The following is a 17,850-nucleotide window of genomic DNA, read 5'->3' as shown; positions in this document are numbered from 1 at the left end:
TACGGCGGGAATTTCGGACAAGCTGCGGTTTTCTTTTTGGGGAAGGACCCATGCCACAGAACACCACGCTCAGCACTCTCCTCAACGCCGGCAAGGACTTGGTCCTGGACGGTGCGTTAGCCACGGAATTGGAGGCCCACGGCTGCGACCTGGAGGATTCGTTATGGTCCGCCAAGGTTCTCCTGGAGCAGCCGCACCTAATCAAGCAGGTCCACCGCGACTACTTCAACGCCGGCGCCTCCGTGGCCATCACGGCCAGCTATCAGGCCACTCCGCAGGGTTTTGCGCGGCGCGGGTTGTCCGTGGAGGAGTCATTGGAGTTGGTGGCGTTGAGCGTCCGGCTGGCCGATGAAGCACGTCGGGAAACTTTGGCGGAAGGTTCCGCGAGAGGGCCGCTTCTGGTTGCTGGATCCGTGGGCCCCTACGGCGCCTACCTTGCCGATGGCTCCGAGTACCGCGGTGATTACACGCTTTCTGCCGCGGAATTCCGGGATTTCCACCGCCCGCGTATTGCGGCGCTGGTGGAAGCCGGGGCTGATTTCCTGGCGTGCGAGACGCTGCCGTCGTTCGCCGAAGCGGAGGCGCTGTTGGCGCTCGTGGCAGAGTTCGACGTCGAATCCTGGTTTACGTTCACGCTGCGGGACAGCGGCCACATCAGTGACGGAACGCCCCTTGCGGACGTCGCGGCGCTGCTCAGCGCGGAACCGCGGGTGGCCGCCGTCGGAGTTAATTGTGTGCCGCTGGAACTGGTGACGGACGCGCTGGGTACTCTGCAAGAGACCTCCGACAAGCCGCTGGTGGCTTACCCGAATTCCGGTGAAACGTACGATGCCGTGACCAAAACGTGGGGTCCGTCGGAGGGCGTTCAGGGCACCGGAACCTTGGCTGGAAACGCAGCCGTTTGGCAGGACCGGGGCGCCCATCTCATAGGTGGCTGCTGCCGCACAACTCCGCGCGACATTGAAGCCCTCGCGGCGAATATGACGCCACGTGAACCTGCGTGAACCTTGATTTCTACGGGATTGAAGCCGAAATATGACAGTCCCTACTGTGAAGGCATGACCTCTCCGGAATGGTCCTTGCTTGCCCTCGACGGGCGATGTCACGGGGCCTGATCTTCGCCCCCACTTCGCATCCCACATTCATAAGGACCCACCCTCATGTCGAACACCCCCGAGTCACAGAAACCCGATTCCGGCACCACCCGCATCGTCGCCGGTGAGACCGCACCCAAGCCCAAGCGCCGCCGCACTGTGGAGATCGCCCTGGCCGTCGGCCTGGTGCTGCTGATCGGTGCAGGCGCCGCAGTTGCTTCCGCTGTTTCGCAGAACAACCAGGCCGCCCCCGCTCCCACCACGACGCCCGCGGCTGAGCTCAAGCTCGGCTACTTCAGCAACGTCACCCACGGCCCGGCGCTGGTAGGCACCAGCAAGGGCCTGATCGCCAAGGAACTCGGCGACACCAAGCTCAGCACCCAGGTCTTCAACGCCGGCCCCGCCGCCATCGAAGCCCTCAACGCCGGCGCCATCGACGCCACGTACATCGGCCCGAACCCGGCCATCAACTCCTTCGTCAAGAGCAAGGGCGAGTCCATCAGCATCATCGCCGGCGCAGCATCGGGCGGCGCCCAGCTGGTGGTCAAGCCGGAGATCAACTCCGCGGCCGACCTTAAGGGCAAGATCCTCAGCTCCCCACAGCTCGGTGGAACCCAGGACGTGGCCCTTCGCGCCTGGCTGGGCGATCAAGGTTTCAAGACCAACACCGATGGCAGCGGCGACGTCAACATCAACCCGACCGAAAACGCCCAGTCGCTGAAGCTCTTCCAGGACGGAAAGCTCGACGGCGCGTGGTTGCCTGAGCCGTGGGCCTCCCGCCTGGTGCTCGAAGCCGGGGCGAAGGTGCTGGTTGATGAGAAGGACCTGTGGGAAAACGGTGACTTCACCACCACCATCTTGATCGTGAACAAGAAGTTCGCCGCGGAACACCCGGAAACCGTGAAGGCTCTCCTGAAGGGCCACGTTGAATCCGTGAACTGGCTCAACTCCGCCTCCGCTGAGGAGAAGGCGACCACCATCAACGCGGTCCTGAAGGACACGGCAGGCAAGCCGCTGCCGGCCAACGTGATTGAACGCGCGCTCCAGAACATCAAGTTCACTACAGACCCCTTGGCCGGAACGTACAACAAGCTGCTGGAAGACGGTGTCAAAGCCGGGACAACCCAGCAGGCCGACATCAACGGCATCTTCGATCTCCGCACCTTGAACGAGGTTGAAGGCAAGAAGACCTCAGCCGCAGGTCTTGGCCAGGACTAAGCAGTAACGGGCTGGTCCGCTTCCCCTTGCGGTTCACACGGGGGAAGCGGGCCGGCTTTTGGCCGCATCAGCTTTACCAATCAACACGAAGGACGGGACCATGCCAGTCGTACTCGAGAACCTGGGCAAGCGCTTCGGCGACGGCGCCCCGGTGCTGGACGACGTCAACGCCACCATCGCTCAAGGCGAGTTCGTCGCCCTCCTCGGTGCGTCCGGCTGCGGTAAGTCCACCTTGCTGAACATCATGGCGGGACTGGAACCGCCGACGTCGGGCGCTCTTGAAGTACCCAGCGACGGCGCTGCCTTCATGTTCCAGGACGCGGCCCTGTTCCCGTGGCTGACGGCACGCGGCAACATTGAGTTGGCGTTGCAGCTGGCTGACAAGTCCAGCACCAAGGCGAGCCGGCGCGAACGCGCTACCGAACTGTTGGAACTGGTCCACCTTGGTGGCGCCGGCGACAAGCGCCCGCACGAATTGTCCGGCGGCATGAGGCAGCGCGTTGCGTTGGCCCGTTCACTGGCCCAGGACCGGCAGTTGCTGCTGATGGACGAGCCGTTTGCAGCCCTTGATGCGATCACCCGCGATCTTCTGCACGACGAGCTTGAGCGGATCTGGAAGGAAACGGGCCGGACCATCGTGTTCGTCACCCATAACGTGCGCGAAGCTGTTCGACTGGGTCAGCGCGTGCTGCTGCTGTCCTCACGTCCCGGCCGTGTGGTGGCCGAATGGGATGTCACCGAGGAACACCGTACCGATGCTGGCCGTGCCGGGGAGCTGACCGGTGTCATTACCCGCCGTCTTCGCGAGGAGATCCGCCGCCATGCCAAGTAACCCCATCACCACCGAAGAGCGGACCCTTCCCGTGACAGATTCCAAAGAGCACATCACTTCGCCGTCGCTGAAGGGCAACGCCTCGGAACTCAGGGACCTCGAAGCCGGTCTGGACAACCTCCAGTCCGACAGTGGGCGCAAGGCCGGCATCGAATGGAAGCGCGTGCTGCTGCCCGTCGCTGCACTTGTGGTGCTTATCCTCGCGTGGCAGTTCTATGTCTCCCTTGGATTCAAACGGCGCGACCTCGTTCCCGGGCCCCTTGACGTCCTCACCCAATTCGTGACGATGTGGGGCGAAGGCAAAGTCCAGGAAGCGGTGTGGACTTCGCTGCAGCGTGGTGTGATCGGCTTCCTGATCTCCGTGGTCATCGCTACTCCCGTGGGGTTGATCCTGGCTCAGGTAGCTCCCTTGCGCCGTGCGTTCGGGCCTCTGATCTCCGGGTTGCAGGTTTTGCCGTCCGTGGCATGGGTTCCCGCTGCGATCATCTGGTTCGGCCTGACCGACGCCACCGTCTACTTCGTGGTGTTCATGGGCGCTATTCCGTCCATCATCAACGGGCTCATCTCCGGTGTGGACCAGATCCCGCCGCAGTACCGCAGCGTGGGCACAGTCCTTGGCGCGAACCGGCTCCAGATGGCCTTGCAGATTGTCCTGCCCGCCGCGCTTCCCGGGTACATCGGTGGGCTGAAGCAGGGCTGGGCTTTCTCCTGGCGCTCCCTCATGGCCGCCGAAATCATCGCAGTGGGCGGAACCATCGGCTTCGGGCTGGGCTCACTGCTGGATCAGGGTCGACTGCTCTCCGATATGACCATTGTGATGTCCGCGATCCTGCTGATCCTGTTCGTAGGCATCCTGATCGAGCTCCTGGTGTTCGGGCCGATCGAGAAGCGACTGCTGCAGCGCCGGGGTTTGCTGGCGGGCAGCAGCCGCTAACCGGTTCTGGTTTCGACCCGGACGAAATGCTACGTTGCCACCAGCCTTTGCATGTGGGGGAGGCGATTCCCGGGAGTCGTGTGAAGGGTGGCAGGTCATGACCAGGCAGCAAAGAATCACGATGGTTGCGGTAGTTGCATTGCTTGCCGTGACGTCGTGTGCAGCGCCAGCCCCGCAGCCGGATGCGGAAGCGAAGGCCGCTGTCCAGGCCCTCATTGAGCGGGCGATCGACCGCAGGAACCATCAAGTGGTCAGTGGCTTCTCTTCCGCCAAGGAAGACATCGGCAAGGATTTTGTGCCGGACGCAGTCGATCGTATTGAGCTGGAGTACGGACAGCTCCACCAACGCAGGGACGCGATTGCTCCCCATGGCGTCCTTTTGACGGACAGCGGCTCGGAGATCACCGTCAAGAAATTCACCATCACCGATGCCGGCGCCAACATAGAGATTTCGGAGCAGACACAGCTGGAACACGGTCCGGTGCACGGCGTGCAAGGCCCCAGCGAAGGCTACGTCTACGACCAAAAAGTTGAACTGGCAAAATCCGGGGAAGGCTGGAAGATCGTCAGTATCTCCCCTCTCAGGCCGGGCAAGCCTTACCCGACGACAATTGTTGATCCAGACACGCTTTAGGCGCTCGGCACTTCGCGTCGGCCGCTGCATAACAGTCGACTTCCGGACGGCGCGCAAAGGCTCGACGGCGACCTCCCGCCGTCGAGCCCTTGCGTCACCAGACGGTGAGGTTAGAGTCCGGTCAGCAGATCCCGCATTTCCCGAATCTCTGCTTCCTGCGCCGTGACGATGTCCTTGCCTAGCTGGACAGCCTCCGGGTTCTTGCCCTGGGCTATCTCGGTTTTGGCCATGGTCACAGCACCTTCGTGATGCGCGATCATCTGCGTCAGGAAGAGCCTGGCGGCTTCCACCCCTTGGGCATCCCTGAGCTTCTGCAGGTCCGCCTCGCTCAGCATGCCGTCCATGCCGTGGCCGCCATGCCCCGAGGATCCCATGACAGGCACGTTCCAGCTGTTCAGCCAGCCCGTCATCTTCTCTATTTCGGGTGCCTGCGCGTCTTTGATCTTCACGGCCAAGTTGGTAATCGAGGCCGGGATGTCAGCCTTTGCCAGCATGACGTCGGACATCTCCACCGCTTGGGAGTGATGGGGGATCATCATCTGGGCGAACATGGTGTCTGCGGCGTTGTGCCCGGCGTCGCTGCTGTTCGCAGAGGGGCTGATGGAGGTGCCGGAACTTCCATGGTCCATGCCCGGCATGGAACCGGAGCCGGGGTTGGAAGCGCAACCAGCCAGGGCAAGCAGAGTTGCGAGAGCCGCTCCGGTCACAGTGAAGTGAGTTCTGTTCATGAGTAAAAGTCCTTTGCATTTCGGGCGGCGGTGATAGTCAGCCGCCCGGTAGTCAGCAGATGGTGAATGGATGTGCGGTCCCGGCTGTTACCGGACCATCCAGTGCTCACGTACGGCTGATGCAGAGTTGCCCGGGTGTAGGACCGTGGGGTTGGTAGGACCAGGACGGAAGAATGGTGGGCAGTTCCCACGATGCAGGGGTGACTTCGCCTGTCGTGCCGGGTGGGGGAGCGCTCAGGGAAGCTGTTGTGAGGGATGGGATGCAACCGGCAGCCTGAGTGCAGGAGCAGCTTCCAAATTCCGTGCCGTGATCGTCGCCAGCCGAGGCACCGCTCACCTCATGGGAAGGGCCGTGCGCGTGGTGGGATGAGGAGGTGCTCACTACAGGTGATGCCGCATGAGACGCATGCGTTCCCCCTGCCCCATGCGGACCGCTGATGATGTGCATTCCGAATATGCCTGCAATGACGGCCGTTACCAGAAGTAGAAGCAACGCCCGCACGAGGGAGGCGGCAAGAGCTTGAGGGGACAGCTGCTTGCTCATGATGCTTCACCACCTTCGTCCACTTCCAGTGGTGACAGTATACCCCCATAGGGTATCTGAGAGGGGTGCGTTATTGTTGGCACTCCTGGCCCTATGCATTCCTCCGATTTCCGGTGCGCTATTGCGATTCGAGGCCTAGAATCGTCGAATGGGCCTTCTAACGTTCAGCATCAACGTCACGCTCGATGGTTGCGTGGACCATCAGGAGGGCATCGCCGACGACGAGACGCACGCCCACTTCACGCGTCTCCTGGATCAGAGCGGCGCAATGCTCTGGGGCCGGACTACCTACGAAATGATGGAGGTTTACTGGCCCTTGGTTGCCCGTGGCGAAGTAGAAGCGCCGCCAGCCCTACGCGAGTGGGCGATCACGTTGGAGGGAAAAGCCAAGTACGTCGTTTCCACAACGCGGAGCGACTTCCCCTGGACCAACAGTCATCGGCTGGTTGGCCAACTGGGTACGGCCGTTCAGGAGCTTAAGGACAGGACTCCCAAAGGGGTGCTTGTTGGCAGCGGGAAACTAGCAACAGAGTTGGACCGATTGGGCCTGATCGACGACTACAAATTCCTCATCCACCCCATGATCACAGGCCACGGACCCACCCTTTACCAAGGCGGACTGCCCAGCACCCGGCATCTTGAGCTGATCTCAGCCGAGCCGCTCAGTAACGGAGCGGTGGCGATGCATTATCGCCGGGCTGTCTGACGAATGTGCAGGCAACATGACAACCCCAACCATCCCCATGAACTCCGGTTTTAGAAATCTCCACCGGGATATATGCCCTCGGGCAATGTGAAGCACGGCGAACCGGAATCAATGCGAATCTGATGTGGGGCTAACCCTTCGGCGACAATATAGTTTTCATCGCTTGTGTTGTGAGGGCTTACTTGGACTTCGTAGGATCCTCTGATATCAAGCCTGTTCCCGACTTCGTATTGTCCAATTTGATAGTGGGTTTCGACTTCTTTCAGGATCGGCTCGATTTTGGTTTTTCCGGTGACCGTGATTGTCGTTGAACCATTCCAGCTGTGCTGGGTCTTGTTGCAGGACAAGAGCACGCCCTTCTTCTTCTGATCGATCGAGATAACAGCTTCTTTTGGGATCAGGGCGGCGATCTCCAGTTCCATTGCTTGTGTATGAGCTTTCGCTTGCTGCCATGTCAGCTCAGCATTCATCGTTGCCTCCTGTGTTTTGGCCGCAGTTGGCACAGTCGACTCCGTCGAACTCCCGGTGGGTGGCCCGGCGCAACCGGCAAGCCCGATTGAAACGACCAGCATCAACGCCATGGCGCCGCTCCGAACCCTCATCGAATCGCACTTCCCAGCATGTCCATGAGCGCCTGTTCGTTGTCCTCGCTATTAGAGGAGATGAGGTTACGGTTGTTCATGAGGACCTAAAAATCCCCACCCGGGTAGATGCCCTCGGGCAAGGTGAAGCACTCAGATCCTGATGCAATACGGATTTCGTTTGGAGACAATCCTTCGGAGACGATGTAACTCTCCCCTGGAGCAGGCGGGTCGATTTGGATTCGATAGTTTTCGTTTACATTTCTATCTACGGACACATTTAAGCCATTCGCACGGTAGTGGGCTTCGATGTCCTTCACAACCGACTGGATTTTGGTTCCTTCAGCTACCGTGACCGTGGTTGAAGCATTCCAGTTGTGCTGCGTCTTGTCGCAGGACAGAAGCACGCCCTTCTTCTTCTGATCAATCGAGATGACAGCATCTTTTGGGATCAGCGCGACGATCTCCAGTTGTATGGCTTGTGCGTGGGCTTTAGCTTCCTGCCAGGTTAGTTCAGCTTTCATCGGTTCCTCTTGTGTTTTAGCAGGCGTTGGCACGGTCGACTGGATTGAACCCGTGTTGGGGTTTCCAGCACAAGCGGCGAGCCCGATCGAACCTGCCACCAGCCACAACGCCATGGCACCGCGACGTGCCCTCATCTAGCCACAATTCCAAGCATGTCTTTGAGTACTTGCTTGCTTGTCTTCGCTTGTGGAGGCGATGAGGTTCTGGTTGCTCATGAGGATCTAGAAATCCCCACCCGGGTAGATGCCCTCGGGCAAAGTGAAGCAAGGCGAACCTGATGCAATGCGAATGACGCCGGGATCGTCCTCCCTGATGAGATACATTTCCGAGGTGGCCGGATCGCTTATCTCAACACGAAAGGTGCCTTGTATGGTCCGGTCGCTTGAGACCTCAAAACGATGATCCGTGTAGTGTGCCCGAGCAGCCGTCTCAAGTTCTTTCACGACAGATTCAGCTTCGCTTCCCTGAGTCAGCGTGATCGAAGTCGAACCGTTCCAGTTGTGTTCGGTATTGCTGCAGGATAGGAGAACGCCCGTCTCTTTCTGGACTATGGAAGTAATCTTGTCCTTTGGGATCAAGGCCGCGATCTCCAGCGCTTCCTTTTCCGTGCTTGCTTTAGCTTCCTGCCACCTCACTTGCGTAACCACGTTATGTTCCTCTCTTGGAATGTCCGAAGTTGCGCAGCTTGAGACGCCACCAATGGTCACGATCGCGGCGATGTAGGCTGCAAAGTTGGAAATTTTCATCGTTTCAACACCTCAGACACTTCATCCAAAACCCTCCGGTTGTCCTTGCTGTTTGAGGCGATGAGGTTGTGGTTTTCCATGAGGATGTTCCCTTCTTCGAGGGTGTTGATCGCACCGTTGATTTTGTCGTCGTCGGGGCCGCGGTAATAGTGCTGTTCGAACTCATCCCGATGAATGGGGTTATTTCCATCCCACACCACCCCTTTATTGGTGATGGGGTTGGGAATTCCCTGACCATGGACGAGCAGATCATAGTAGTACAGGTTCGAGTATTCCGTGGTTGGCTGTGGTTTCCAGTCCGGGAGCATGCCGGCCCCGGCGAGGGAGACCACCTTGTCGTATCGGGCTCCGGCGACTTCGGAGCTGGTGACGTTCGCCAGGCCCCAGCTGTGCCCGATGGCGGTTTGTTCGGCACCGTTCAGGTAGGGGTCAGTGCGCATCCCGGTCTCGAAACCTGCCAGTTGCTGCCCGGACGTGCGTGCGAGTTTCTCATCGTTCGCCTCACCGATTCTCCCCAGGTTGGGACCTCCTGCGGTGTCCGCCTCTCCGGGGAACCGCCCATCCTTATAGACGAAGGCCACCGTCCCTGACAGGTTGTCATTGAGATACTTCGAGACCTGCTGTACCCCGCCTTCGTAGAAGATGTTCATTCCGGTGAACGTCCCCGGGACGTAGGTGATCACGTGCCGTGTGTCGGGGCCCGGGGTGCCGATCATTTGCACAATCCGGGACTGGTCCCGGTCATAGAGGTAAAGCCGTACGTCCCCGGCTTCCACCTGCTTCAGGTATGCCACCTCATTTTGCAGCATTTTTGTCCGGTTCGGGTCGTGGTGGGCTTGCCCGATCCCCGACAACTTCTTGGCTGTTTCCAGGTCTTTCTCCGCCGCACGGAGCAGGCTTGGCGCGTTCAACTGGTTGGCCCGGACCCGGGCCAGTGCGGGCATCCCGTCCAAAGCGCCGAACATGGCCGGAGCCGCAGCCAGCAGCAGCTCCTGCACCTGCGTGAACCCGGACTCGTTCGCTGCAGGGTGGGCTCCTGTGTTCATGCCCGCCCACCAAGTCCCGATCTTCGAAGGGTCCAAGCCTTGCAGGGTCTGCTGCCATCCGGGCATTGTGGCCAACGCCTTCACGTCAGCCTCCGTCGCAGTGGACAGGTAGCTCAGCAGAGCCACACCCGATAAGGACATCGGCACCGTGGCAAGCACCAGAAGGCCGTTCGATACCGTTACCTGGCCGACGTCTCCGCTGCCACCGGCAGCGCGGAACGTCGACGCGATGTCGGAAAGCCGGGTCGCGTCCTGATGGTTGTCTTCCAAGAACCGTCGCAGCCCGCCACGGACAGCGTCGAGATTAGAGTGCACCCAGGAGCACTTGTCCTCGAACTCGGACATGCTGCACTGACTCTGTTGGCCGCGCCTCGGTCTGAGCTGTCCTGGATCCTGAAGGTTGACACTGCGGATTCCAAGGTGTCCGGATCAGCGGAACTTGCCCCAGCAGTGCTTCCGCTCGCCCAGACACGCAACCCCTGCCGCACAGTGTCCACGCTCACCACCGGACGGTCAGTCTCCTCCATCGACGGGCGCGGCCCCACATCCACTGCGAAACCTCCGCCAGCACGCGCCCAACCGGAGGCAAGCGCCCACTCCGTCACGTCATCCAAGCGACGCTGCTCAACCTCCGCCGCGCTCTTCGCTTCGTGGACCTGCCGGGCAACATCTTCCAACATGTGGACCAGCTCCGAGCGGGCCGCCCTTTCAGCGGCAACGTTTTCCCGGAAACAGTCTGCGAACACGCCCCGGAATTCCGTGAGGGCAGCCGTTGAGATCGATTCCCGTCCGCCGCGCTGATCCTGCAGCGTACGCGCTGCGTCTCGACATGCACCGATCAAACGATCGGCAACCCCCTTGTCGAAATTCATTTTACTCCATCAAATAGATAAACCACCGACGGCTTCACTATACCTAATGCGCTCGACGGACTCTGGATCACTGTCGGAAAGCGCTGAACAGTGGGCGAGGGGTCCGTGGAATTCTCCGGGCCCCCGCGTAGTTGTCCCGAACATGCACAACAAACGGATCGGTTTCCTCTCCTTCGGTCACTGGGCCCGTGTCCCGGGTTCCCTCGTGCCAACGGCTGGGGACGCCCTGAAACAGGGCATCGAACTCGCTGTGGCCGCTGAGGAACTGGGCATCGACGGGGCCTTCTTCCGAGTTCACCACTTCGCCCGGCAGCAAGCATCGCCCTTTCCACTGCTGAGCGCTATTGCGGCACGGACCAGCCGGATCGAAATGGGCACCGGCGTGATCGACATGAGATACGAAAACAGCCTCTACATGGCCGAGGAAGCAGCAGCCACGGACCTCATCAGTGATGGGCGGTTGCAGCTCGGAGTAAGCCGTGGTTCACCCGAACCCGCACGGAACGGAGCTGCGAACTTCGGCTACGTCCCCGAGGACGGTGAGGACGGTAGCGACATGGCCCGCCGCCACACTGCATTGTTCCGCAAAGCCATCGCCGGGCACGGGGTGGCCGAAGCGGACCCCCATTACGCCGGCGGGGCCACAGGTCTGCTGCCCATCCAACCCCAGTCACCCGGCCTCCCGCAGCGGATCTGGTGGGGCGCCGGAACCCGCAAGACGGCCGTGTGGGCAGCAGAGCAAGGCATGAACCTCATGAGCTCAACCCTCCTCACTGAGGACACGGGAGTGCCTTTCGATGAGTTACAGGCAGAGCAGATCCGGATGTTCCGCGAAGCCTGGGCCGCCGCAGGGCACGACTTTGAACCGAGGATCTCCGTCAGCCGCAGCGTGATCCCCATCGTGGACGATGTCGACAACCACTACTTCGGTCTGCGCGCCCAAGCGGACAGCCAGGACCAGGTGGGAATTCTCGACGGCGCCTTGTCCCGCTTCGGGAAAAGCTACATCGGCGAGCCGGATCAACTGGCGGACGAACTGGCGAAGGACGCAGCAGTGCAAGCAGCCGACACGGTCCTGCTCACAGTGCCCAACCAGCTTGGCGTCGACTACAACGCCAAGCTGCTGGGCAACGTCGCCAAGCACGTCGCCCCTGCTTTCGGTTGGAGCGCCAAGCCATGACTCAGCCTGCGGCTTCCGCGAAAGTCTAGGACGCCACCGCCACCAACTCGAGAACAGAAGAAGAAGCAGGCTCCGCGAACACCCGGTACCCCCGTTCGTGATCGAACCCATGGATTTCACGCGTATCCAAGGCGGCCATGAATTCGAGGGTTTGCCGGGTGATCACCTGCCCGGGGACCAGGATGGGGAATCCGGGCGGATACGGCGTAACGAATCCTGCCGAGACCACCTCCTGTCCCTTGGCCACCGCCGCAGCCACCTCAGGCGCGGACAAGTACACCGTGGAATCGGGCTTGTAACTCTCAAAGTAGGCGGCCCGGATATCACCGTCCTCGCAGGAATCATCCACACGGAAGCGCGCGGCAAAGGTGCTGAAATCCGGGAGCGGGGGAGTCGGGCGGGGAGCGTCGGACGAGGCGGGAAGTGACCGCTGCCGCGCTGAAGGATGCGGGTTCTCAAAACCTTCAGCGAGTTTCACTAGGACCTCGATCAGGTACGCCACGGAGCTCCGGGAAGTGCCGATGTTGGTCATGAACAGCACAGTGTTCCGTGACGTCTTGTTCACCTGAATGCCGTGATCGTCCATGAGGTAGCTGTGGCGGAAAGTGTCGCCGTCGATCCCTGTCTTGCTGATGTCCAGCGTCAGGCGGCTGGGATCGATGACGAACTCGTCCCGCTGCCAGGCGTCCTCCAGCTCCGACAGCCCATCCCGCAGCGGCATGCTGGAGCCGGTTTCCCTATAGCGCGGACCGATGAGGTCCCGCGAGGTCAGCACACGGAAGTACTTCTTCAGCAGGGGATGCCGGGCCACGGCCTGGGCCACGGATACGGCAAGGTCGGATTGCCGTTGCACCAGGCCGAAACCTTCCAGTTCCACCTGTCGTCTGCCAATGTCCAGGGAAGCCAGAATTTGGTAGTTGGGGGAGGTGGACGTGTGGGTCATGTACGCCTCGCGGAAGGACTCCCGGTTGGAGTCGGCGAAGTCTTGGTCATACACGTGGATCATGGAACCCTGCCGCAACGAGGTCAACGTTTTGTGGGTTGACTGCGTTGCGTAGACCCGGAGGCGTGCCTTGGCAGGATCCGGAATCAGCCTGGTGTTGAGCCAGGCTTCGTCATCAACGGGTTCGCCGGTGACCGGGTCATGAAGGGCGGCGGCCTGTTCCGCGTACCGGGTGGCGTAGGCAGGATCGCTGAAGGAAGCTTCCAGGGCGGCTGCTGCCGCCATGCCGGTTCGACGGCGGTACACCGGATGGGAGCGGGCGAAGGCAAACCACGCCTCGTCCCACAGGAAAACCAGATCCGGTTTGATGGCCAGGCATTCCTCCATGACCCTTTCGACGTCGTACACAACGCCGTCAAACGTGCAGTTGGTGAGGGTCACCATTTTCACCTCGCGAAGCCGGCCCGCCCGCCGGTACTGCAGGAGCCTGCGCTTCAGGCTGGCCAGAGGGACAGCACCATAAAACGCGTACTTGTCCAGGGGATAGGCATCCAAGTAGGACACACGGGCACCGGCAAGCATAAAGGCGTAGTGGTGCGATTTGTGGCAGTTGCGGTCCACCAGCACAACATCGCCCGGGGCAAGCAGGGACTGGTGCACGATCTTGTTGGCCGTGGATGTGCCGTTGGTGACAAAGTAGGTTCGTTGCGCCCCAAAGGCCCGGGCGGCGAGTTCCTGTGCGCGTTTGATGGACCCGTGCGGATCCAGCAAAGAGTCCAGACCGCCTGAGGTGGCGGACGTTTCGGCCAACAGGAGGTTTGTCCCGTAGAAATCGGCCATGTCCCGGATCCACGGTGACGTTCCTACAGACGCACCCCGGGAAATCGGCAGGGCGTGGAAGACGCTGGCCGGGCGGCGGCTGTAGTCCTGCAGCGCCGTGAAGAACGGTGTTTCGTAGCGTTCGGCCACCCCGGACAGCAGTGACAGATGCAGGTCCAGATGATCCTGTCGCCGGAAAATCCGCCGGAACTTCCTGGTGAGGGATCCCGCCAGGGACTCGATGGAAACCCCTGCCACCAAGTAGACGTCCAGTTCCGGCCGCAGCCCGGAAATTGCATCGGCCAGCGCAAGGATCCGTCTGATGGGTCGCGAGTCCTGCAAGTCAGCCGAGGTGTGCCGGGCCAGGAACCGCTGGAGGTCGCTGCCCAACAGATGGGTGCTGCGGAGGGAAAAGCCCGGGCGAAGAACAACGGACTGGATATCGGGGTTCAGCATGATGGCCACCAACGCATCCTCATAGCTGGGAACCACGTTGACCGTGTACGTGAACGCATCCGAAGGACGGCGCTGCGCAGCCATGGTGTTCTTGAGCGCCTCGGCTTCTTCGGGATCCATGGTGTCCACCACCAGGACCTCAAAGCGTGGCCGCTCCGCCGGCTCGGGCTGGTCAACAGCTTCCTCGTCCGGGAGCTCAGCGCGCGGCACCGCAGCTGTTTCCCCGGCAGAGGCGAGCGGGAGGTGGGACAAACCGCCCAGAAGCTGGAGCGCGGCCTGGGGTTCGCCGTCGTCGATTAACTGGCGCAACTGGGCCACGGCGTTGACTCCAGGCTCGGCCCAATAGGGTTCCACCGCCGCCAGGAGGGCAAAAGTCCGGTCGATCTGGGACAGCAAACCAGACTCCTGGTGTCGGGCCGAAGCGAGCTGCCTGAGGGCGTATCCCAAAAACTCCCACGCATCGGCTCGGGACCGCCAGGCCCTGCTGGGGGTGCCGATTTTGGGGGACGGGGAAGGGGTGCTCATGTGTTTCACTTTCAAACCGAAAAGGGGTCTAGGACATCAGGGCTGTGCGGATGCGGCCGCGATACGCGTACCAGCCGGCGATCAGCAGCGGAGCCAACACCAGCAACGAGGCCAGCACCCAGCGACCTGTTTCCGAGAACCCCATCGTGACCAGGACAAAGGCCAGGAACCCGAGCGTGAGGTAGGAGGTAAAAGGAGCTCCGAACAGCCGGAAGGCCGGGCGTACCACCTTGCCGCTGCGAACCCAGTGCTGGAGTTTGATGTGACAGAGCATGATGGTGGCCCAGCCGCCGATGATTCCCACGGCAGAGATTTCCAGCACGATCTCAAAGACCTGCGAGGGGACAACGGCGTTCAATCCAACGCCCACCAGGGTGATGACCGCTGTCAGGAGGATGCCACCGTAGGGCACTCCGGACGCGCTGATCCGTCCGGTGAATTGCGGAGCCGAGCCGTTCACAGCCATGGACCGGAGGATGCGGCCAGTGGAATAGAGACCGGCGTTGAGGCTGGAGAGCGCGGCGGTGAGGACCACGAAGTTCATCACGGACGCGGAGATGGCTCCGGCCTGCGGATCGCCGAGGTGGGAGAAGAAGGTGACAAAGGGGGACTCGCCGGCTTTGTAGGACGTGAAGGGAAGCAGGAGCGAGAGCAGCAGGACGGAGCCCACGTAGAACACCCCGATGCGGATTACTACGGTGTTCACGGCCTTGGGCATCACCTTGTGGGGGTTGGCGGTTTCGCCGGCTGCAGTGCCCACGAGTTCCACGGCGGCGTAGGCGAATACCACGCCGCTGATGGCCAGGAGCGGCGCCACGGAGCCCATGGGGAACATGCCGCCGTTCTCAGCGATGACGTTGAAGCCCGGAACGCCAACATCCGTCCGGCCGCCGAAAACAATGAAGCAGATTCCCACCACGAGGAACGTCACTAAGGCGCCCACCTTGATCATGGCGAACCAGAACTCCATCTCGCCAAAGATCTTCACGGACACCAGGTTCAGGGAGAGCACCACTACCAAAGCGATCAACGCGATCAACCACTGCGGGATGTCGTTGATGGGTGCCCAATATTGGCCCCAGAACTTCACGTACAGGGCAACCGCGGTGACGTCCACTATGGAGGTCATGGCCCAGTTCAGGAAGTAGAGCCAGCCCGCGGTGTAGGCCATTTTCTCGCCGTAGAACTCGCGGGCATAGGAAACGAACGAGCCGGAGGTGGGGCGGTACAGCACCAACTCGCCCAGTGCCCGCAGGATCAGGAACGCGAAGAATCCGCAGACGGCATAAACGAGGACCAACGCAGGCCCGGACCCGTTGAGGCGGCCTCCGGCGCCCATGAAGAGCCCGGTACCGATCGCACCTCCGATGGCGATCATCTGGATCTGCCGGGGCTTAAGGGTTTTCCGGTAGCCGGTTTCCTCTTGGGCGAAAGCGTTCGACGACGGACTGGCAGCCAGGTCTATCGGGGAGGGAAGGGTTTGTGTGGACGCAGGGGTGGGTATCACTTCGGGGGTCTCCTTTGACTCCGTTGCCACCACAGGGTGGCTCAATACTCCACAACGTGGGGCTGGCTGCCTCGCAGTTGTGCCTGAAATTGGCCGCGCTGCAGTCAGTCTTTGTGGTGTGTGGGACAGTCACCAACTCTAGGTCGCTGCCGTCACCAACAAATTGGCTGGCGAACCAAATTCAGGGCCCGGCTCTTGTGCCGGGGGGACAACACTGGTGTTCTGAAGGGCCGGTAATGTTTCTCGCTGTGCGTGCCTGCGCACATGTACCGGCGGAGCCCCTCAATGGCGAGGAAGCGTACTGCTGAAGAAACTGATGTGGAGAGGAAGCGATAGCTTCGTTGAAAGCCCTGGAAATTGACGACGACGGAGTCGTCACCGTATTGAGCGACGTCATGGAAGACCTGGGTGTCGGCAACGCCCGGTTGCTGCTGGCCCCGGCAGAGGACAACAGAACCGTTCGCGAAACTGTCATTGTTGATGCTGAAGACGACGACGAGATCCGCCCAGGCGCCCTGGTCATGTTGATCGGTGTTCGCGGGCGTGCGGCGCTCCCTGCACTCCGCCGCATCATGGTGGGCCGCCCCACAGCAGTTGCTGTCAAGGGCAGTGAACGCGAGTTGGAAGCCGCAGCAGAGTTGCTCCAACCGACCGGCATTGGACTGGTGGCTGTTGCCCCGGGGCTCCGCTGGGATAAGTTCGAGAGCATCGCGTTGGACCGGGTCCGTGAGAACGATGTGCCAGGCGAAACCCCCACGTCAGTTCACCGCGACTTGTTCGCGATCGCCCAAACCACGGCCACGCTGACCAATGGCCACGTGGTGATCGAAGATCCGGGCAACAGGGTGCTTGCGTACTCCCCGGCATCCAATGACGTTGACGAGCTCCGCCGGCTGTCCATCCTGGCGAGGCGTGGCCCTGAAAAGTACCAAAAACTCCTGAAGGAATCAGGGGTCTATAAGCACCTGCAGGCCACTGAAGCGCCTGTCCATGTGGAAGCCAACCTTGATGCGGGTCTTCGTGAACGTGTGGCAATCGGCATCCACGCGGGCAGCCGTGTCATGGGATACATCTGGTTGCAGGAAGGTGCTGAACCCTTGGCGGCCAACACAGACCGCATCATGGTGGGTGCGGCCCGGCACGCCGCCATCGAGTTGGTACGCCACCGCAATGAGCAGTCCCAGTCGATGCGCGAGGACCGGGTGTCCAGCCTGCTCAGTGGCACCGCCCAAGTCCATTCGCAGGCCCAATCGGCAGGCATCGATCCGTCGAAACCAGCGGCTTTAGTGCTGATCTCGGCGGGCGGGCTGAGCCAGAGCGCGGCGGGGCTTCAGCTCCGCAGGGGAGAGCTCTCCAAGGTGGCATCAATCCATGCAGCAGCCTACCGGCCAGGCGCGGTGGTAGGGGCCCTCGGAATGGAAACGGCCATCATCCTGCCCGACGTGGATCCACTGAAATCCCTCCCCGCCATCAACCGGCTGGTCAACACCATAGTTCGTGATGCCACCACCCACCTTCATTTCCAGGTGCAGGCAGCAGTTGGTCCCATCGTTCCGCGCCTTGACGCCCTGCACGCCACCCTTGATCACGTGCGCAGCGTCCTCAAAGTCATGGAAGCAACACCGGACGTGCGCGTGGCCTCGTACAGCGACGTGGAAACAACAGTCCTGACCAGGGAATTGTTGGAGCTGCTGGAATCGCGGACCACCCTGCGTCATGCAGGAATTACCCGGCTGTGCAGCCGTTATCCGGAATTCGCGCTGACCCTCCTGACTTATCTGGAGTTCTTTGGCGACGTGAACCGGTGCGCCGAGGAATTGGCTGTCCACCGCAACACCGTTCATTACAGGCTCCGCCGCGCCTGCGAGGTGGCTGGCCTGGACCTGCACTCCGCAGATGAACGCCTGCTGGCACACCTCCAGATCAGGCTCTGGACCTACGCAGGGACCAAGGTCTAGAA

At 61.2% G+C, this 17,850-nt stretch carries 15 protein-coding genes; 8 read left to right on the top strand and 7 right to left on the bottom strand.

Annotated elements, in window-relative coordinates:
* Positions 1 to 50 precede the first annotated feature (50 nt).
* From mmuM to ABQM86_RS15890, 5 genes are all read left to right on the top strand, one after another.
* On the top strand, positions 51 to 1,004 hold the full coding sequence (mmuM, locus tag ABQM86_RS15910; RefSeq protein WP_369744887.1) for a homocysteine S-methyltransferase: 954 nt from the start codon (positions 51 to 53) through the stop codon (positions 1,002 to 1,004).
* Between the two features lie 156 nt (positions 1,005 to 1,160).
* Positions 1,161 to 2,312: an ABC transporter substrate-binding protein gene (locus ABQM86_RS15905; protein ID WP_369744885.1), complete on the top strand. Its 1,152-nt coding sequence runs from the start codon at positions 1,161 to 1,163 to the stop codon at positions 2,310 to 2,312.
* A gap of 100 nt (positions 2,313 to 2,412) precedes the next feature.
* A complete protein-coding gene (locus ABQM86_RS15900) occupies positions 2,413 to 3,144 on the top strand; it encodes an ABC transporter ATP-binding protein (protein ID WP_207594348.1) in 732 nt (243 codons plus the stop codon).
* Complete coding sequence (locus ABQM86_RS15895) at positions 3,134 to 4,078, top strand: ABC transporter permease (RefSeq protein ID WP_207594347.1); 945 nt, start codon at positions 3,134 to 3,136, stop codon at positions 4,076 to 4,078. Before ABQM86_RS15900 ends, ABQM86_RS15895 begins: the two co-directional genes overlap by 11 nt.
* Before the next feature lie 97 nt (positions 4,079 to 4,175).
* Positions 4,176 to 4,712, top strand: coding sequence for a hypothetical protein (locus tag ABQM86_RS15890; RefSeq protein ID WP_280623329.1), 537 nt, complete (start codon positions 4,176 to 4,178; stop codon positions 4,710 to 4,712).
* A 110-nt stretch (positions 4,713 to 4,822) separates the two neighbouring features.
* Here ABQM86_RS15890 and ABQM86_RS15885 read toward each other — a convergent pair whose 3' ends face one another.
* A complete protein-coding gene (locus tag ABQM86_RS15885; protein ID WP_369744884.1) occupies positions 4,823 to 5,440 on the bottom strand; it encodes a DUF305 domain-containing protein in 618 nt (205 codons plus the stop codon).
* A 692-nt stretch (positions 5,441 to 6,132) separates the two neighbouring features.
* On the opposite strand from ABQM86_RS15885, the gene ABQM86_RS15880 reads away from it, so the two are divergent.
* Positions 6,133 to 6,690, top strand: a complete 558-nt coding sequence (locus ABQM86_RS15880; protein ID WP_280623327.1) for a dihydrofolate reductase family protein — start codon at positions 6,133 to 6,135, stop codon at positions 6,688 to 6,690.
* A gap of 50 nt (positions 6,691 to 6,740) precedes the next feature.
* Here the strand turns inward: ABQM86_RS15880 and ABQM86_RS15875 are convergent, their stop codons facing one another.
* The 4 genes from ABQM86_RS15875 to ABQM86_RS15860 form a co-directional block, all read right to left on the bottom strand.
* Positions 6,741 to 7,271, bottom strand: a complete 531-nt coding sequence (locus ABQM86_RS15875; RefSeq protein ID WP_157731872.1) for a hypothetical protein — start codon at positions 7,269 to 7,271, stop codon at positions 6,741 to 6,743.
* Positions 7,272 to 7,378: 107 nt separating this feature from the next.
* On the bottom strand, positions 7,379 to 7,930 hold the full coding sequence (locus ABQM86_RS15870; RefSeq protein ID WP_280623326.1) for a hypothetical protein: 552 nt from the start codon (positions 7,928 to 7,930) through the stop codon (positions 7,379 to 7,381).
* An 87-nt stretch (positions 7,931 to 8,017) separates the two neighbouring features.
* Entirely contained in the window at positions 8,018 to 8,542 is a 525-nt protein-coding gene (locus tag ABQM86_RS15865; protein WP_207594343.1) for a hypothetical protein, read from the bottom strand.
* Positions 8,539 to 9,933, bottom strand: a complete 1,395-nt coding sequence (locus tag ABQM86_RS15860) for a hypothetical protein (RefSeq protein WP_369744883.1) — start codon at positions 9,931 to 9,933, stop codon at positions 8,539 to 8,541. The genes ABQM86_RS15865 and ABQM86_RS15860 overlap by 4 nt, the downstream gene beginning before the upstream one ends.
* A gap of 669 nt (positions 9,934 to 10,602) precedes the next feature.
* On the opposite strand from ABQM86_RS15860, the gene ABQM86_RS15855 reads away from it, so the two are divergent.
* On the top strand, positions 10,603 to 11,640 hold the full coding sequence (locus ABQM86_RS15855; RefSeq protein ID WP_369744882.1) for an LLM class flavin-dependent oxidoreductase: 1,038 nt from the start codon (positions 10,603 to 10,605) through the stop codon (positions 11,638 to 11,640).
* A 25-nt stretch (positions 11,641 to 11,665) separates the two neighbouring features.
* Here the strand turns inward: ABQM86_RS15855 and ABQM86_RS15850 are convergent, their stop codons facing one another.
* Both ABQM86_RS15850 and ABQM86_RS15845 read right to left on the bottom strand, forming a co-directional pair.
* Complete coding sequence (locus ABQM86_RS15850; RefSeq protein ID WP_369744881.1) at positions 11,666 to 14,383, bottom strand: aminotransferase class I/II-fold pyridoxal phosphate-dependent enzyme; 2,718 nt, start codon at positions 14,381 to 14,383, stop codon at positions 11,666 to 11,668.
* Between the two features lie 28 nt (positions 14,384 to 14,411).
* Positions 14,412 to 15,890 (bottom strand): amino acid permease, encoded by a 1,479-nt coding sequence (locus tag ABQM86_RS15845; RefSeq protein WP_369744880.1) that lies wholly within the window; start codon positions 15,888 to 15,890, stop codon positions 14,412 to 14,414.
* Positions 15,891 to 16,231: 341 nt separating this feature from the next.
* Between ABQM86_RS15845 and ABQM86_RS15840 the strand changes: the two genes are divergently transcribed.
* On the top strand, positions 16,232 to 17,848 hold the full coding sequence (locus ABQM86_RS15840; RefSeq protein ID WP_280623322.1) for a helix-turn-helix domain-containing protein: 1,617 nt from the start codon (positions 16,232 to 16,234) through the stop codon (positions 17,846 to 17,848).
* The last annotated feature ends 2 nt before the right edge of the window (positions 17,849 to 17,850 follow it).

It is taken from the genome of Paenarthrobacter sp. AMU7 (assembly GCF_041200195.1).
Lineage (GTDB): Bacteria > Actinomycetota > Actinomycetes > Actinomycetales > Micrococcaceae > Arthrobacter.
This window is presented reverse-complemented; position numbering and strand designations above follow the sequence as displayed.